Source organism: Aeromonas sp. R5-4 (genome assembly GCF_040908215.1).
In the GTDB taxonomy this organism is placed as follows: Bacteria; Pseudomonadota; Gammaproteobacteria; order Enterobacterales; family Aeromonadaceae; genus Aeromonas; species Aeromonas veronii.
Map to the genome: position 1 here is coordinate 54,073 of NZ_JBFODG010000015.1, position 17,184 is coordinate 71,256.

The 17,184-nt window shown below is 57.0% G+C and carries 16 protein-coding genes; all 16 read left to right on the plus strand.

The features are described 5' to 3' along the window. Window positions 1-63: 63 nt before the first annotated feature. The 16 genes from mshM (at window position 64) to AB5Y83_RS07190 (ending at window position 17,109) form a co-directional block, all read left to right on the plus strand. On the plus strand, window positions 64-954 hold the full coding sequence (gene mshM, locus AB5Y83_RS07115; RefSeq protein ID WP_120416286.1) for an MSHA fimbrial biogenesis protein MshM: 891 nt from the start codon (window positions 64-66) through the stop codon (window positions 952-954). Further along, window positions 951-2,045: a tetratricopeptide repeat protein gene (locus AB5Y83_RS07120; protein WP_368174914.1), complete on the plus strand. Its 1,095-nt coding sequence runs from the start codon at window positions 951-953 to the stop codon at window positions 2,043-2,045. The genes mshM and AB5Y83_RS07120 overlap by 4 nt, the downstream gene beginning before the upstream one ends. Before the next feature lie 74 nt (window positions 2,046-2,119). Next, window positions 2,120-3,829: an MSHA fimbrial ATPase MshE gene (gene mshE, locus AB5Y83_RS07125; RefSeq protein WP_139438632.1), complete on the plus strand. Its 1,710-nt coding sequence runs from the start codon at window positions 2,120-2,122 to the stop codon at window positions 3,827-3,829. Between the two features lie 3 nt (window positions 3,830-3,832). After that, window positions 3,833-5,053 carry a type II secretion system F family protein gene (locus AB5Y83_RS07130; protein ID WP_103251124.1) on the plus strand — a complete coding sequence of 407 codons (1,221 nt, stop codon included), beginning with the start codon at window positions 3,833-3,835 and terminating at the stop codon, window positions 5,051-5,053. 88 nt (window positions 5,054-5,141) lie between these two features. Then, window positions 5,142-5,603 carry a hypothetical protein gene (locus AB5Y83_RS07135; RefSeq protein WP_103251123.1) on the plus strand — a complete coding sequence of 154 codons (462 nt, stop codon included), beginning with the start codon at window positions 5,142-5,144 and terminating at the stop codon, window positions 5,601-5,603. 77 nt (window positions 5,604-5,680) lie between these two features. After that, a complete protein-coding gene (locus AB5Y83_RS07140; protein WP_005348617.1) occupies window positions 5,681-6,352 on the plus strand; it encodes a prepilin-type N-terminal cleavage/methylation domain-containing protein in 672 nt (223 codons plus the stop codon). Window positions 6,353-6,366: 14 nt separating this feature from the next. Then, the gene (locus AB5Y83_RS07145) at window positions 6,367-6,816 is read left to right on the plus strand and encodes a prepilin-type N-terminal cleavage/methylation domain-containing protein (RefSeq protein ID WP_021231582.1); all 450 of its coding nucleotides are present in this window, start codon (window positions 6,367-6,369) and stop codon (window positions 6,814-6,816) included. 56 nt (window positions 6,817-6,872) lie between these two features. Beyond that, on the plus strand, window positions 6,873-7,361 hold the full coding sequence (locus tag AB5Y83_RS07150) for a prepilin-type N-terminal cleavage/methylation domain-containing protein (protein ID WP_201943981.1): 489 nt from the start codon (window positions 6,873-6,875) through the stop codon (window positions 7,359-7,361). Next, the gene (locus tag AB5Y83_RS07155) at window positions 7,348-7,908 is read left to right on the plus strand and encodes a prepilin-type N-terminal cleavage/methylation domain-containing protein (RefSeq protein WP_047434684.1); all 561 of its coding nucleotides are present in this window, start codon (window positions 7,348-7,350) and stop codon (window positions 7,906-7,908) included. Before AB5Y83_RS07150 ends, AB5Y83_RS07155 begins: the two co-directional genes overlap by 14 nt. Continuing rightward, window positions 7,908-8,837, plus strand: coding sequence for a PilW family protein (locus AB5Y83_RS07160; RefSeq protein ID WP_368174915.1), 930 nt, complete (start codon window positions 7,908-7,910; stop codon window positions 8,835-8,837). The genes AB5Y83_RS07155 and AB5Y83_RS07160 overlap by 1 nt, the downstream gene beginning before the upstream one ends. Before the next feature lie 37 nt (window positions 8,838-8,874). Further along, window positions 8,875-9,300, plus strand: a complete 426-nt coding sequence (locus AB5Y83_RS07165) for an MSHA biogenesis protein MshP (protein WP_201992881.1) — start codon at window positions 8,875-8,877, stop codon at window positions 9,298-9,300. Window positions 9,301-9,437: 137 nt separating this feature from the next. Next, the gene (locus AB5Y83_RS07170; RefSeq protein WP_368174916.1) at window positions 9,438-13,856 is read left to right on the plus strand and encodes a DUF6701 domain-containing protein; all 4,419 of its coding nucleotides are present in this window, start codon (window positions 9,438-9,440) and stop codon (window positions 13,854-13,856) included. Between the two features lie 204 nt (window positions 13,857-14,060). Further along, window positions 14,061-15,101 (plus strand): rod shape-determining protein, encoded by a 1,041-nt coding sequence (locus AB5Y83_RS07175; RefSeq protein WP_005340051.1) that lies wholly within the window; start codon window positions 14,061-14,063, stop codon window positions 15,099-15,101. A 42-nt stretch (window positions 15,102-15,143) separates the two neighbouring features. Beyond that, window positions 15,144-16,034 carry a rod shape-determining protein MreC gene (gene mreC / locus AB5Y83_RS07180; RefSeq protein ID WP_005340053.1) on the plus strand — a complete coding sequence of 297 codons (891 nt, stop codon included), beginning with the start codon at window positions 15,144-15,146 and terminating at the stop codon, window positions 16,032-16,034. Beyond that, the gene (gene mreD / locus AB5Y83_RS07185; protein ID WP_005340054.1) at window positions 16,034-16,519 is read left to right on the plus strand and encodes a rod shape-determining protein MreD; all 486 of its coding nucleotides are present in this window, start codon (window positions 16,034-16,036) and stop codon (window positions 16,517-16,519) included. The genes mreC and mreD overlap by 1 nt, the downstream gene beginning before the upstream one ends. Before the next feature lie 2 nt (window positions 16,520-16,521). Then, complete coding sequence (locus AB5Y83_RS07190; RefSeq protein WP_123173918.1) at window positions 16,522-17,109, plus strand: nucleoside triphosphate pyrophosphatase; 588 nt, start codon at window positions 16,522-16,524, stop codon at window positions 17,107-17,109. Window positions 17,110-17,184: the final 75 nt, after the last annotated feature.

Below are 17,184 nucleotides of genomic sequence, written 5' to 3' on the forward strand. Positions count from 1 at the left end.
CCCGAACGGCCTGTGCTGCCTTGCCAGCACAGGCTGCTTGCTCGCCGTGGCAGGTGAGGTCTCATGTACCTGACCCACTTCGGCCTGCAGGAGGCACCGTTCAGCCTCACTCCCAATACCGGCTTCTACTACGGCCTGCCGCCTCACGAAGAGGCGCTGCAGGTGCTCAACTGGGCGCTGGCGCAGGGGGAGGGCTTTATCAAGGTGACCGGCGAGGTGGGTACCGGCAAAACTCTGCTCTGCCGCAAGTTGCTCAGCGAGCTGGGTTCGGAAGCGCGCCCGGTGCGGCTTGCCTGGTTGCCTAATCCCCACCTTACTCCGGCCGAGCTGCGCATCGCGCTGGCGCTGGAGCTGGGGTTGGCGGTACGGGATCAGAGCGAACTGGATCTGACCGATCGTATCCATCGTCACCTGATCAGCCTGCACCAGCAGGGCAGTCGGGTGGTGGTGCTGATCGACGAGGCGCAAGCGCTGCCGGACGAGACGCTGGAGGCGATCCGCCTGTTCGGCAATCTCGAGACCGAATCGAGCAAGCTGCTGCAGATCGTGCTGTTCGGCCAGCCGGAGCTGGATGCCAGACTGGCCAAGCCGCATCTGCGCCAACTGCGCCAGCGGATTGGCTTCTCCTACTGCCTGCGGCCGCTGCGTTTTGACGAGACCCGCGCCTATCTGGAGCACAGATTGCAGGTCTCCGGTTACCGTGGGGCACCGCTGTTTGCTGGTCGCGCCATGCGCCTGTTGTGGCGTGCATCGCGAGGGATCCCGAGACTTATCAATATTCTGGCGCAGAAGTGTCTGATGCTGGCCTATGGTCAGGGTGTGCGTCAGATCGACAGTCGTCTGGTCCGGCTTGCCATTCGCGATACCGACGATGCGAGCCGCTTTGCGCCACGGCGCTGGTGGCCCCTGTTACTGTTGCTGGGGTGCGCCCTGGCTTATGGAGTCTGGCCATGAGCGTTATCAACCAGATGCTGAAAGATCTGGACCGGCGCCAGCAAGGATCCGAAGGTGCTGCCGTCTATATTGCCCCTGTGCGCCAGCAGGGATGGTGGATGTTGCTGCTGACCCTGATCTGCGGGCTGGCACTGGGGAGCCTCGGTTGGCGAACCTGGATCTACTGGCAGCAGACCTATATCGTCACGGCGTCCAGCGAAGTGGTCGCCCCTGATGCGGTGACTCCCGATGTGGTGACAAGGGCCGCCGCGCCGGTCAGCCAGCCCGAGCCGGTCGAGGTGGCGGCCGCGCTGCCGTTGCCAAGCCAGGATGAGGTGAATGATGAGGCAGGCGAGAGTGACTCGGATGGCATGGCCGACGGTGCGCCCTTTGATGCCTCCAGCGAGGTCGATGAGCGGACCCCTAGCGATGAAGAGCTGCAGCCCGAGCTTTACGCCGAACTGGCTGCAGAGCAGCAGGCAGTCGCCAGCGCACCGCGCAAACCGAGCGTATTGAAGATCGAGACGGTGGAGCTGTCGGCCAAGGAGCTGGCGGCACTGGCGGAGCGCAAGGCGACCACCGCCATGGCCAAGGGGAGCCTGCGGGATGCCCAGGACAACTACTATCAGGTGCTGGCCCACGACCCCTATAACCAGGGGGCGCGCGAGCAACTGGCGGGTTTGCTCTACGGCGAGGGTCGCCTGACCGAGGCACGCCAGCTGCTGGAGGAGGGGATCCGGCTCGATCCCCAGCAGGCTGATTTTCGTCTGCTGCTGGCCCGTCTTGCCATCAGCGAGGGGCAGCAGCAGCAGGCGCTTGGCTGGTTGTCCGGTTATCAGCCGGATCTCGCCAGCAACATGGACTACTACGCGACCTGGGCCGGGCTGACTCAGGAGCTGGGCCAGAATGCCGATGCGGCGGCGCTCTATGTGAAACTGCTGCGTCAGCAGCCGGATCAGGGCCGCTGGTGGCTTGGCCTCGGCGTGGCCGAGGATGGTCAGGGTCACAGCCAGCGGGCGCTCGATGCCTATCGCAACGCCCTGCTGCACGGCAACCTCGGCGAGGCATCGACCAACTGGCTGGAACAACGAATTGGCCAACTAACCCCTTGATAAACAGCAGGTTCGATTAGCAAAGCCTAATCGGATGCGGCAACGGGTGTGAAGTAACAGAGATCGGAGCAAACATGGCACAACCCAGACTGAAAATGCGCCTCGGCGACCTGCTGGTACAAGAGCAGATCATCTCTGATGATCAGCTGCAGCTTGCCCTGCAGCAGCAGCGTCAGACCGGCCGCAAGCTGGGCACCACCCTCATCGACCTCGGCTTTATCAGCGAGGTGCAGCTGTTGCAGTTTCTCGCCCGCCAGCTGGATGTGCCCTTCTTCGATCTCAACAACCTCACCATCGACGCCGCCGCGGTGCCGCTGCTGCCCGAAGTGCAGGCGCGTCGCTATCGGGCACTGGCGGTCAACCTCACCGACGACAAGGTGACGGTGGCCATGTCGGATCCGGCGGATCTGAGCGCACTGGATGCCATCGCCGCCCTGCTCAGCCCGCGCATCATGGTGCTGGCGGTGGCGCGGGAAGGGCAGCTGCTGGAGTATTTCGACCGCCTCTATCGCCGTACCCGCGAGATTGAGAGTTTCGCCGAACAGTTGCAGGAGGAGTATCAGGACTCCGGCTTTGAGCTGGGCTCCAGTAACCTAGGGGCCAACGACGAGGGGGAGGCGACGGTGGCCAAGCTGCTGCGCTCCCTGTTCGAGGATGCGGTTCAGGTGGGGGCGTCGGATATCCACATCGAGCCGGACGAGAAGGTGCTGCGCATTCGCCAGCGGATCGACGGTATCCTCCACGAGAACATCCTCAACGAGGTGCGCATCGCCCAGGCGCTGGTGCTACGCCTCAAGCTGGTGGCGGGGCTCGATATCTCCGAGAAGCGCTTGCCGCAGGATGGCCGTTTCAACATGAAGGTGCGCGGTCGCGATGTGGATGTGCGGATGTCCACCATGCCGGTGCAGTATGGCGAGTCTGTGGTGATGCGTCTGCTGGATCAATCCTCCGGCATCCTGTCGCTGACCGAGACCGGGATGCCGCCTGAGATCCTGACCCGTTTCCGTCGCCAGCTCAAACGGCCACACGGCATGATCCTGGTGACCGGCCCCACCGGTAGCGGCAAGACCACCACCCTCTATGGCGCGCTCTCCGAGCTCAACCAGTCCAGCAACAAGATCATCACGGTAGAAGACCCGGTGGAGTATCGTCTCTCCCGTGTCAATCAGGTGCAGGTCAACCCCAAGATCGGCCTCACCTTCTCCAACGTGCTGCGCTCCACCCTGCGTCAGGATCCGGACATCCTGCTGGTGGGGGAGATGCGGGACAACGAGACGGTAGAGATCGGTCTGCGTGGCGCAATCACAGGTCACCTGGTGCTGACCACCCTGCACACCAACGATGCGGTGACCAGTGCCTTGCGCCTTATCGACATGGGGGCGCCCGGCTATCTGGTGGCGAGCGCCCTGCGGGCTGTGGTCGCCCAGCGGCTGGTTCGGCGGGTATGTGAGCACTGCGTTGAGGAGAAGGCGCCCGACGAAGGGCAGGCCACCTGGCTCACCGTACTCTCCGGCGAGGCGCTTGGCCAATACACCTATCACAAGGGCCGGGGTTGCCAGAGCTGCAACTTTACCGGTTATTCCGGCCGGATCGGGGTCTACGAGCTGCTGGAGCTGGATCAGCCGATGATGGATGCCCTGCGCCGCAACGATGCGGAAGGGTTCGCCAAGGCGGCCCGTCAACACGAACACTATCGGCCGCTGGCCCTCACAGCCCTCGATTATGCCCGTCAGGGGATCACCTCGGTGGACGAGGTGCTGCGACTGGCAGAGGATTTGGGGTAAGCGATGGCTAACTTTGCCTATAAGGGGCGTGACAGCCAGGGCAACGCCACCAGTGGCGTGGTAGAAGCGGCCAACGAGATGGCGGCCGCCGAGCAGCTGATGCGCCGTGGCGTGATGCCCACCGAGCTCAAACCGGGCAAGGCCAAATCCGCTGCCATCGACTGGTCACTGTTGCTGGAAGGGGGCGTCAAGCTGGATGAGCTGGTGATCTTCAGCCGCCAGATGTATGCCCTGACCCGGGCCGGGATCCCTATCTTGCGTGCCATTGCCGGGTTGGAGGAGAGCACTCACAGCAAGCCGCTCAAACGGGCGCTGCACTCGCTGGGGGAAGATCTCGGCAACGGTCGTCCGCTCTCCAGCTCGATGCAGGCGCACCCCAAGGTATTCAGCAGCCTGTTTGTTGCCATCATCCATGTGGGTGAGAACACAGGTCAGCTGGAAGAGTCCTTTTTGCAGCTCGCCAACTATTTCGAGCTTGAGCTGGAGACCCGCAAGCGGATCAAGACCGCGATGCGCTACCCCAGCTTCGTGATGATCGCCATCGGTATCGCCATGGTGATCCTCAATATCATGGTGATCCCGGTGTTTGCTGGCATGTTCGCCAAATTCGGGGTGGAGTTGCCGCTGGCGACCCGCATTCTGCTCGCCACCTCGCACTTTTTTGTCAACTACTGGTGGCTGCTGCTCGCCATTCTGGCTGGGATGGTGTTCGGTTGGCGCCGCTGGGTCGCCACTACCAAGGGCAAGCTGACCTGGCACCGCTGGCAGCTCAAGTTGCCGATCGTCGGCACCATCATAGAGCGCTCCCTGCTGGCCCGTTTTGCCCGCAGTTTTTCCATGATGCTCAAGGCAGGGGTGCCGCTGAACACCGCGCTGACCCTGGTGGCCGATGCGGTGGATAACGCCTATATGGCGGGGCGAGTTCGGGATATGCGCACCGGTATCGAGCGGGGCGAGAGCCTGCTTCGCACTGCCAGCAGCAGCGGCCTGTTCACCCCGCTGGTGATGCAGATGATCGCCGTGGGGGAGGAGACAGGTCAGGTCGATGACCTGCTGCACGAAGCGGCCGAGTATTACGAGCGGGAGGTGGATTATGACCTCAAGAGTCTCACCGCCCGCATCGAGCCGATCCTGATCGGGATCGTGGCGGTAATGGTGTTGATCCTGGCGCTGGGTATCTTCACACCGATGTGGGACATGATGCGCGCAGTTCGCGGCAAGTAATCTTGCTGGAACTGGATATCTTCACGCCTGAGTGGTGGGACATGATGCGAGCCGTAAGAGGCAAGTAATCGGTGGAGTCGAGGGCTGGATGAGCAGACAGACGCAGCAGGATGATCGCTGGCTGACCGGATATCGGCGGATCGCCGTGATCATCCTGCTGATGGTGATCGTGGCGATCCTGGTGCGTAGCTATCAGGGCCACCGGGAAGAGGCGCAGCAGCTCACTCTCACCTTGCTGGGGGAACGATTTGCCGAGCGGGCGCAGCGTTTGCACGGGATCTGGCTCGATGAACGGCGCCCGCAGACACTGCATGTCGCCGGCAAGGGGTGGCAGTTTGATGCCCGAGGGTGGCCCCTGGGGCTGGTGCCGCTGCAATCCCCTTCGGAAAATTGCCGTCAGTTGTGGCTGGCACTGATGGGTGAGACGAAGGGGGGCATGCCTCCCCTGCAGGTCCTGGCCCGTCCCGATGGCAGTGGTTGCGAGATGGGGTGGGATGGTTATTGGCTGGTTTATCAGTTTTCTGACGGGCGGGTGATGAAAAAGCCTTGAATGAAACTAATCATATGACCCAACTACATGATTTTTTTGGGCCTGCATGAAATAATGTGGGGCATTACGGAGGGAGCATGACAATGAAACCAATGGCACCAACAATGCCGGAAAACGGGATGAGAAGACGGTCTGCCGGCTTTTCCCTCATTGAGCTGGTGATCGTTATCGTGATCCTGGGGATCCTGGCGGTGACTGCACTGCCGCGCTTTCTCGATGTGACTGACGAAGCGAAAAAGGCCAGCGTGGAAGGGGTCTCTGGCGGTTTTGCTACCGGCGTTTCACTGGTGCGGGCGCAATGGGAGGCGGAAGGTCGCGCCAAACAGGACAGCCTCAACACTGTGCTCTATGACGGTAGTCGCTTTTATCTGACCACTCCGACCGATACCCAGATCAGTAACGGCGAGCTGTCGCCCGGCTATCCGATGGATACCGTTGCCAGCGGTAATCCCGATGTGGATCCGGCCAATCTGACCGCCGAACGTTGTCTCAATATTTGGGAGGGGTTACTGCAAAACCCGCCCAAGGCTACGGCCAGCTTCAATGAAGTGCGCGGTAGCGGCAATGACCTGAAATACTATGCCACAGTGAGCAGTAATGGACTGGATTCGGTCTGCCGTTACTATTTGGTCAATAGTTTGAGTAAGGGCAGTGATGGCAAGTATCAGGATCCGCAAGGCAAGACTGATGCATTTATGAGTTTCAGTTACCGTCCGGCGTCCGGTCAGGTGACCACAAATATTAATTAACAGAGGAAAGTGAAATGAAAAAACAGGCGGGTTTTACCCTGATCGAACTGGTTATCGTGATCATCATTCTGGGTATTCTGGCGGTCACCGCTGCACCCAAGTTCCTGAATCTGCAGGATGATGCTCGTTATTCTGCTGCTCAAGGCGTGCAGGCTGCACTGCAGAGCAGTTCTCAAATGATCTATAGCAAGGCTGCTATTGCTGGCCTGGAGAATACAGCTTCAGGTGCAACCGTATCTGTGGCAATCAGCACTACAGATACTGTGAAAACTAACTATGGCTATCCAGTAACAGATGAAGTTGCCAAAACCGTAACTTTGGATGGATGGTCAGAAGTATCTGGCAGCAAAGGCACCTTCCGTGCGGCAAGTGCACAAGATGACAAGTGTGACGTTACTTACGCTAATACTTTGACCAGCAATACCAATCGACCAACGATTTCTATCAACACTGCGTGTAATTGATTGATGTTCGAGCGAGGCTTCGGCCTCGCTTTCTCTTTTCCCTAATGAGAACCTCCATGCCTGCAACTAAGGGCTTTACCCTGATTGAACTGGTACTGGTGATCCTGTTACTCGGGATTCTGGCCGCCTTTGCCGTGCCCAAATGGCTGGGCAAAGGCGGCTTTGAAACTCAAACCGTACGTGACGAACTGCTGACCCGGCTGCGGCTGGTACAGACTGTCAATATGCACGAACCGGCCAATCGTTGTACCTCACTACTTGTTGAATCTGGCCAATTTGGCCACAGCACAGAATCCCCATGTGACAATCCTGCGGCCATATCGAGCTGGAATGCTAATCAGCTCACCCGTGGTCGTCCGGTGACCCTGTCTGACGGGCTCACCCTCTCCTCGAACAAGGGTACGCCCCCTTTTGTTATCCGCTTTGATCAAATGGGCCGCCCGCTCGGTAGCTGCGCCGGTGGCTGCGAGCTGCAAGTCACCGATGGTCGCGAGAGTGGTCGTATCCAGATTGAGTCAGAGGGATATATCCATGAGATCCCTTAAGCGTGGTTTCACCCTGATTGAGCTGATCGTTGGCATAGTGCTGCTGGCGGTGGCTTTGACCGGCATTTTGGGGTTGCTTATCAATCAGGCGCCGCAGGCGGTAGACCCGGTGCAGCAGGTACGCGCCGCCCAGCTGGCCCAGCGCCTCTCCGGCGAGATCTTGCAAAAGTCGTTTGATGAACATTCGGATCATAACGGTGGTCGTTATCGTTGTGGCGAGCAGGTGGCAGGGGTGACCATCTCTTCCTGCTCCACCAGTTATGGTCCGGATGGCGAGCCCGCATCCTATGCCTATAACGATGTGGATGATTTCGATACCGCAGGTAGCTGGGTGGATGCCAACACCCTGACCCAAACTGAGGTGGGAGTCAGCAGCGAGGAGTATCGCAACTATCAGGTGAAAATTGCGGTGAGTGGAGCCGATTTCAGCGACGGCACCTTCAAGAGTTGTGTCGCCCCCTGCTCTGTGGGCAAGCGCATTGATCTGCAGATCAAGCTACCGGATCAGAGCGTGCTCGACTTCTCCTTTTATCGGGGGAACTACTGATGGATCGCTCCACTGTCGGGTGTTGCCTGTCTGCCAGAATATCCTCGCCATTAGCCAATTCCGGCACCCGATCACGCTTGGCGGCCAATCGAACCTACCGTAAACCTCGGGGTAACAGTGGCTTTACCCTGGTCGAGCTGGTGATGGTTATCCTGCTGCTTGGGATAATGGCGACCTTTACCAGCCAGTTTATCGGTATCGGTACCCAGATTTATGGCGATGCCAGCAGCCGTGAGCAGCTGATGAGCGATGCCCGCTTCGCCATGGAGCGGCTTAACCGCGAACTGCGCGATGCGGTGCCGGGATCGGAGCGGATCGAGACGACTGGCGGGACATGGGACGACACCGGTGCCTGTTTGCGGTTCTGGCCCATCAGCACCTCCAGCCGCTATTTGGCGCTTAACCGCGCCATGTCGGGGAGCACTGCCACCCTGGAGCTGGTGATGGCGACCCCGGCTTCTGCTGCCAATCCGCTGGATGTGGATGCCACCGCCGTTAAAAAAGACGATCAGCTGATAGTATTCCCCGTGCCGGACAAAAATGTCGGTTCGCTTACGGCAGGCTGCGATTATGGCCGCTGCGTAGCCAGGGTTATCGATGTGCTGACGCCCGTATCCGGAACGCAAACCATCCGCTATACCAGCACCGAGAGTCTGACTGGCCTCTCTCCAGGCAGCCGGGTCTACTTTGCCAACCAGCAGGTTCGCTACTGTGTGGAAGGAAACACGCTGACCCGTGCCACAGCCCCCATTGGAGCATCCTTACCTGCACAGGGCGTGTTGATGGCGGACTCCCTTCGTATTGGCACCTTCTATCGGGAAACCTCGGCGTTTAACGCCGAAGGGGAGTTTGGCATGCGCTTTGTCTTCGAGCGCAAGGGGGAGTCGGTCACCTTCAACCACAAGATAGAGGTGTTCAATGTGCCCTGATCCACAGGCTTTCGGACGGATGCGAGGCAGTGCCTTGATGATCGCCCTGTTTGTGATTGTGGTGATGGCACTGCTGGCGGCTGCTATGGGCCGTTTTCTGGTCGATAGCGGCGAGAAAAATACCGTGGAGGTGCGCAGCGTGCGGGCTCTGCTGGTCGCCCAGAGCGGGTTGGAGGTGGCGCTCTATCGGTTGTTCCCCAAGCGCACGCTTGCCCAACCGAACCCACCTGCAGTCTGCCTGGCAAGCAGCCCATTCAGCTTTGCCAGCAATCCAGGGCTGACCAACTGTCAGGCTGTGGTTCGTTGCGCCACGGTGCCGGTGACCTACAACGGATCTGTGACCAATGGCTATCGTCTCGAAAGTATCGGAACCTGTGGCAGTTCCGACCTTAACAGTGCCAACCCTGATTTTGCCGTGAGCCGAACCCTGATGGTCGAAGCTTATGATGGAGGAGCGCCATGAATCGTGATGGCGATGATGTCGGTTGTGTTAGTCACTTCTGGCTGGAGTGGTTATCGCTGTTTCAGTGCAAGTCATTCGCCTGCACTTTGTACTGACGATCGATATTGCGGCAGATGATACAAGTGGAGAGGAAAGTGATGGATTTTAAATGGCTGGTTGGTTTATTACTTTTCTGCGGTACAGCTGTGGCGCAACAATATAATTTATCCATCAATCAATACCCACCATGTAATACCACATGGCAAAAGTCAGGAAATGTTTACACCTGTACTGGTGGTAATGGTCAGGTAACATTAAACGACGGTGATGTGATTGTCGCTAGTCAAGATTCAACGCTGAGTGCAGATGCCGGGTTTTCTCTCACGAATAACAAGATTGGCAGTGCCTCAAGTAGAATAAACCTTAAGGCTAGCTTTGGTGGGATTGTATCTCAAGGATATCAAAACACCATATATGGTGATATTTTAGCTGGTAGCTCAAATATTACACTAAACAATATCTACTTATACGGAAGTATTACTACTAGTGGGAACGTGTCGCTAAACTCGGGAGTCGTTCAGGGAAATATCACCAGCAGTAGTAACTCTGTCAGTGTGACTAATGTGCAGTTATCAGGAGATATCAGTGCAAATAGTTCGTTGACGATATCTGGCGGAACTTATAGTGGTAATATTACCATGCGCTCAAATAATCCAGTGACGTTCAACTCAGTTAATATGACTAGTGGAAGTGTCTCTGGGGCTAGCTCTTTTAATGCAACAAGTAGCCAACTGGGATCTCAGGGAAGTCCTGTCATTATCTCGACCACATCAAATAATATCACTGTTACCAATTCTACGGTTTATGGCAATCTGACTGCTGCAACAAATAATGCCGGTGGGGTAGTGAATGTCAACAATAGCTCTGTGACTGGTACTTGCCTACCAGTGTCAAATCCGGTAAATGCTTGTGTCCCGGCACCTGTTGCCTTGTATCAGCTTGAAGAGAGTAAGTGGACTGGTGTTGCAGGAGAAGTCAAAAACGCTGTTGCTGATGTGCTACATGGTCGCGCCATGAGGGGCGCGAAAACCAATACTGTGTCGCCTGCATTACCTGCAAACGCGAATAATCTTGGCACTTGTGGTTATGGTGAGTTTACTGGCAGTAGTAATCAATATATTGAAGTGCCACATGACGCTCGCCTGTCATTTTCCAATCAGTTAACTGTTTCTGCTTGGGTATATCCGGTAAGTCTGCCATCGGCTGGAAATTTGTATTCTATCGTGTCAAAAGATGGCAACTATGAGTTTCATCTAGATAGTCAAGGCAGAGTGTTTTGGTATTGGGAAAGAAGTTCTGGCGTGAACCAGACACTGACAACAAACACCAAAATACCGTTAAATACGTGGTCCCATATAGTCATTCGCTATGATGCAATGGCTGCTAACAATCAACGTCAAAAAATATATATCAATGGCGTCGCTGATACGGTTAAAGGTAATGATGCAAACTCATTAAGAACAAATACACAAAATTTGGAGATTGGCCGAGATTATATCGATAGTCGCAGCTTTAATGGACGAATTGATGAGGTTGCTATTTATGGTTTGGCCTTGTCTGACTCTCAGATAGCTGAGTTATATAGTCAACGTCATCCCTGTGGTGGCTCGACATTGATTTGTGAGACCGATAACTTCTCCCAGCCGCTCGGTGATAGGTGGGCCGTCAAGCAGAGTGCTGGCGGATTTATACCATCCATTACGGCAGACCAACGTTTACGGATGACTCAAGCCAGCACGGGACAAGCAACCTCCGCGACTTATCAGCGGTTATTTCCTGCTGCTGGCAATCTGGTGACGCTGACATTTAATCACTACGCCTATGGTGGCACGAGCACTGGTGCAGATGGCATGACAGTTGTGCTTTCTGACGCGTCGGTGACGCCACAGCCAGGTGCTGCTGGGGGGCCTTTGGGTTATGGCCATTATCAACCGAGTAACTCACCTGGATTTGCTGGTGGTTGGCTCGGATTTGGTTTGGATGAATATGGCAACTTCTCATCCTTTGGGGGGGGGGGAAGTGTGGGCTATCGCCCGCAATCGGTTGTCGTGCGTGGCTCGGGATCCAATTTTTCCGGATATAACTATCTGCGAGGCACCTGTAATAACGGAACTACCAATGTTAATACCAGTTGCTTGAGTCCAAAGGTAGATGGTAACGGTAGCGCCAACCATCGTTACCGTCTGACGATTGATTCACGAACCAGTGGGCGAGCGATGGTCAAAGTAGAGCGTGATACGGGAAACGGGTTTATCTCTCTTATCGATTCGTTTGATGCGCTGGATCCTGCATTGGGCCAAAGTCCATTACCGCAAGACTTTTATGTGTCATTGACAGGTTCTACAGGTGCCCTGACCAATATTCACGAACTCGATAACGTAGAAATATGTGCGCTGAAATCAAGAGAGGTAGGCGTTCAGGTAGATCATTTCGAGTTGCAGTACTCGGGTCAACCTCTGACCTGCAATCCGGAAGAGATCACTATCAAGGCGTGTGCAAATCCAGATTGCAGTCTGCTGATTACCGAACAAGTTGCTGTTTCCTTGTTGCCACAGAGTCTCCAGGATGGTGGTTGGTACCCATTGTCTGGTGCCAACAATGTGAATGGCAATACGGTGACCTTTACCGGTGGAACGGGCAAAGTTTTGTTGCGTAACAATACTCAGACCCAAGTTACGTTGGGCGTGAACAATTCCGTTCCTGCTGTCAAACCACTGAGTGAAACCTTGTGCAAGGCCGGGGCCGGTACGCCCAGTGCTGCAGCCTGTACCCTGAACTTTGCCGATAGCGGCTTCTTCTTTGATGTGCCTGATATTTATTCCAACCAGCCTCAGGATGTGACTATCAGTGCGGTTAAAAAAGACGACATTACCAAGCAATGTGTGCCCGGATTTATCGGCGTGAGGTCTGTCGGCTTTTGGGGAACGTACAACAATCCAAATACCAATAGCTTTGGTAGCAAGATCTCCATCGATGGCAACGCCATTGCAACTTATGCCGGCAGTGTTTCTTCACCAACACCAACCACCCTCAACCTGACTTTTGATACTCAGGGTAAAGCGACCTTGAAAAAAGTGACCTACCCGGATGCGGGTCAGATGCAGCTTTCAGCCAGTCATAATGGCAGTGGTGAGACAGTGGGTCTGGTTATGACGGGATCCGACAAGTTTGTGGCGCGTCCGGTCGGCCTGTGCATCACGCCCCCGCAAGGGGTCTGCGCGGCTGGTGATAGCAGCTGTCCGGTCTTCAAAAAAGCAGGGGAAACATTCCAGGTGGATATCAAGGCGATGGCCTGGGAGTCGGCCAATGATGGGGATATCTGCGTAGGGAATCAGACTACGCCCAACTTTGCCCTGCCCAATATTGCTCTGGGCAGTACGCTGGTGGCACCCAATCCGGGCACCAATGCAACGCTGGGTACTACCGCCTATAGCCATGTGGCTGCGGCCAACAGTGCCAATAACGTTAGCCAGACCGTGAGCGAGGTGGGAGTGTTCCGAATGACGGCGACGCCGCCAGTCAATGGCTACTTCAATTACACCATCCCATCAACCCAGAGCCAGCCGGTGGGGCGTTTTATTCCTGCCGACTTCAATCTGGTGAGCGGCGACATAGTGCCAGCCTGCAATGCGTTCTCCTATATGGGGCAGCCCTTTGGCGTCATGCTGGATGTGCTGGCTCGTAATACGACGGGCGTACAGACCCGAAACTATACGGGGCCCTTTGCCAAGGGCGAAGCCTATCTCTCAGTTGCCAATGATAAGGATGGTAAATCCCTGTCGAGCCGCTTGCGCAGTCTGCAGCCGCTGGCATGGCTCGATGGCCGTGCGGCCTTTACTACCGGTAGCAGCGAGTTTGTGCGCCTCTCTGGCACGCAACCGGATGGTCCCTACAAGTCTTTGTTGTTTGGTCTGTATATGAGGGATAACGATGGCGACAGAACGCTGATTGCCAGCCCGAATTTCAATGATGCCGTGGTAGGTAACTGCAGTGGCAGCGGCTGTAATGCCCGTCAGATAGACAGTGTGCCTATGAAAGCCTATTTTGGCCGCCTGCAGGCGGGCACGGCGGCGGGTCTGGCCTCGGCGCCGCTGGCCATTCCACTGCAGATGCAATATTACGAAGCGGGCAACTGGCTGCAAAACAAGGAAGATCAATGTACCCAGCTCTCTTTGGCCAATCAGGGGTTCATTTTCCTCAATCCGAGTCACACCTTTGATGCGGCGACTCGCGAGCTGAATCTGGGGGCGGGTCGCAAGATCAAGCTGGGGTTGGGCAGTTCTGCACCAGGTGGGGATGCTGCACTGGCGAAAGACGGGGAGATCCTGTTCCACTTTGCCAAGCCGGACATCTCGGTGCGCATTCCCTACAAGGTCGATTTGGCAAAACAGCCGTCGCAGCCCCTCTGGTTGTCGGACCCCACGAGTGCCAATGACGGTAACCTGCAAGGTGAGGCCATTTTCGGCTCCAGCCGGGGTAATGACAGAATTATTTATCGGCGCGAAGTATTGCAGTAAATGATGTGTGAGGGGGGATGGCTCAACAGCATCCCCCTAAATCCTTGTTTATTAGTGTTTGCAAGCGTGTGCGAGTGAGTGATGACTCGCATTTTTGTCGCGCCTGATTGATTGGTGACAGTTTGAGCGCTTGCCCATTGGGGTGGGCATTGGTAAAGTTAGCCGGTTTTCTGCACCTCCAAATTCTTAGGATTTCCCGTAGCCATGTTCAAAAAGCTCAGAGGCGTCTTTTCCAACGATCTGTCGATCGATTTGGGAACTGCCAACACCCTGATCTATGTAAAAGATCAAGGGATCGTCCTTAACGAACCCTCAGTTGTCGCCATTCGCCAAGAGCGCGGGAACGCCAAATCGGTCGCTGCTGTCGGTCATGCCGCCAAGCAGATGCTGGGCCGTACCCCGGGCAACATTTCCGCAATCCGCCCGATGAAAGACGGCGTGATCGCCGATTTCTACGTGACCGAGAAGATGCTGCAGCACTTCATCAAACAGGTTCACGACAACAACTATTTCCGCCCCAGCCCGCGTGTGCTGGTGTGTGTACCGTGCGGTTCAACCCAGGTTGAGCGTCGCGCCATCAAGGAGTCCGCACTGGGCGCTGGTGCCCGTGAGGTCTACCTGATCGACGAGCCTATGGCTGCTGCCATCGGTGCCGGCCTGCCGGTATCCGAAGCGACCGGTTCCATGGTGGTTGATATCGGTGGTGGTACCACTGAAGTGGCCATCATCTCCCTGAACGGTGTGGTCTACTCCCAGTCCGTCCGTATCGGTGGCGACAAGTTTGACGAAGCGATCATCAGCTACGTCCGTCGCAACTACGGCAGCCTGATCGGTGAAGCGACTGCCGAGCGCATCAAGCACGAGATCGGCTCCGCCTATCCGGGCGAAGAGGTGCGCGAGATTGAAGTCCGTGGTCGCAACCTGGCTGAAGGTGTACCGCGCAGCTTCACGCTCAACTCCAACGAAATCCTGGAAGCGCTGCAAGAGCCGCTGTCCGGTATCGTGGCTGCCGTCATGGTGGCGCTGGAACAGTCTCCGCCGGAACTGGCTTCCGACATCTCCGAGCGCGGCATGGTGCTGACCGGTGGTGGTGCGTTGCTGAAAGATATCGACCGTCTGCTGATGGAAGAGACCGGTATCCCTGTCGTCGTGGCCGAAGATCCCCTCACCTGTGTGGCCCGTGGCGGCGGCAAGGCGCTGGAGCTGATCGATATGCACGGTGGCGATCTGTTCCACTACGAATAAGACCCAAAGCCGGCCAGCGTGCCGGCTCTTTTTTGACGACCCATGAAACCCATTTTTGGTAGAGGCCCTTCGCTTCAGTTACGGTTGTTTCTCGCCGTCATCATCTCCATCGCTGCCATCGTCGCGGATTCCCGCTTCGGTGTGTTTACCCATGTCCGCGTCTACCTCAGTTCGTTAGTCAGTCCCCTGCAATACATGGCCAATGCGCCCGGTACCCTGCTCGACACCATGTCGACCCAGGTGCAGACCCGCGCCGATCTCATCGAGCAGACCAAACAGCAGGAGCAACAGCTGTTTACCCTGCGTGCCCGTCTGCTCAAAATGGATCAGCTGGAACACGAGAACCAGAGGCTGCGTGAGCTGCTCGGTTCGCCGGTGCACAAGGAGTCCCGCAAGATGGTGGCCGAGCTGCTGTCAGTGGACTCCGACCCCTTCAGCCATCAGGTGCTGATCAACAAGGGGGCGCTGGATGGCGTCTACAACGGTCAGGCGGTGATCAACGATCAGGGGGTGATTGGTCAGGTGCTCCACGTGGGCTCCACTACCAGTCGCGTGCTGCTGATCACCGACTCCAGCCACGGTATTCCGGTGCGGGTGCTGCGCAACGACTTGCGCGCTATTGCCTCCGGCAGTGGTGAGCTCGATAAGCTTGAGCTGCGCAACCTGCCGCGCAACACCGATATTCAGGTCGGTGATCTGTTGGTCACCTCGGGCCTTGGTGGTCGTTTCCCGGAAGGTTATCCGGTGGCGACTGTGACCCGTTCCGAGTATGTGGAGGGCAAGCCCTTCGCCCAGGTCGAGGCCAAGCCGCTGGTGGAGCTGGACAGGCTGCGCTATCTGCTGCTGCTGTGGACCGACAAGAAGCCTGAAGTACATGATGAGGATGGCGAACGGGCGGCTCCCGCTGCGTCCGCCGCAGGAGCCACCCGCTAATGCTAGAACCCGCCAGCGGCAGGATCTGGATCTGGATCTCGATCCTGCTGGCCTTGAGCCTGTCGATCCTGCCGCTTCCTTTCGAATTTGACCCCTTCCGCCCGGACTGGCTGGCCATGGTGCTCATCTACTGGGCGCTGGCCTTGCCGCACCGGACCAACGTTGGCACCGCCTGGGTGGCGGGCCTGCTGCTGGATGTGCTGCTTGGCAGTACCCTCGGCGTGCGGGCGATGGCGATGGCCATCACCACCTATCTGGCGGCCTTCCAGTTCCAGAAGATCCGCAACTTCTCCCTCTGGCAGCAGGCACTGATCATCGGCGGCCTCTCGCTGGTGGGTAAAATGACGGTATTCTGGGCCGAGCATCTGTTCAGCCAGGCCAGTCTCAACTTCTCCTACTTTTGGTCGACGTTGACGACGATGCTAATATGGCCCTGGGTGTTTCTGGTGCTGCGCAAGGTGCGGCGCCGCTTCAATATCAGGTAAATATGAACAAAAACAACGAACCACAACTCTATCTCGCTTCGGCTTCTCCCCGTCGCCGTGAACTGCTGACCCAGATTGGCTACCGCTTCGAGGTGCTGAAACTGGATGTGCCCGAGCAGCGGGAAGAGGGTGAAAAGGCGCAGGATTATGTCTGCCGTCTCGCCCGTGACAAGGCGATGGCGGGCTTGGCGTGTGCGCCGACAGCGTTGCCGGTGCTGGGTGCCGACACCATAGTGGTGCTGGGCGACCGGGTACTGGAGAAACCGTCCGATCTGCTGGATGCCAAAGATATGCTGGAGTCCCTCTCCGGCAAGGTGCATCAGGTGATGACGGCGGTGGCGCTGGCCAGCAAGGATCGTTGTGACGTGCGTCTGGTCACCACCAACGTGGCGTTTCGCAAGTTGGACGAGGCCGAGATCGAGGCCTACTGGCAGACCGGTGAGCCCTGTGACAAGGCCGGGGCTTATGGCATTCAGGGTATTGCCGGCAAGTTTGTCAGCCGCATCGAAGGGAGCTATAGCGCCGTGGTCGGCCTGCCCCTGTTGGAGACAGACTTGCTGATCAAGCATCATCTGGAACAGCTCAAATAATTTCCCGTCAGCTGTGCTCTGCTGCGTTTCTCCCTTGCGCGCGTTGTACCGGATTGGCTCTATAGAATTCAAAAC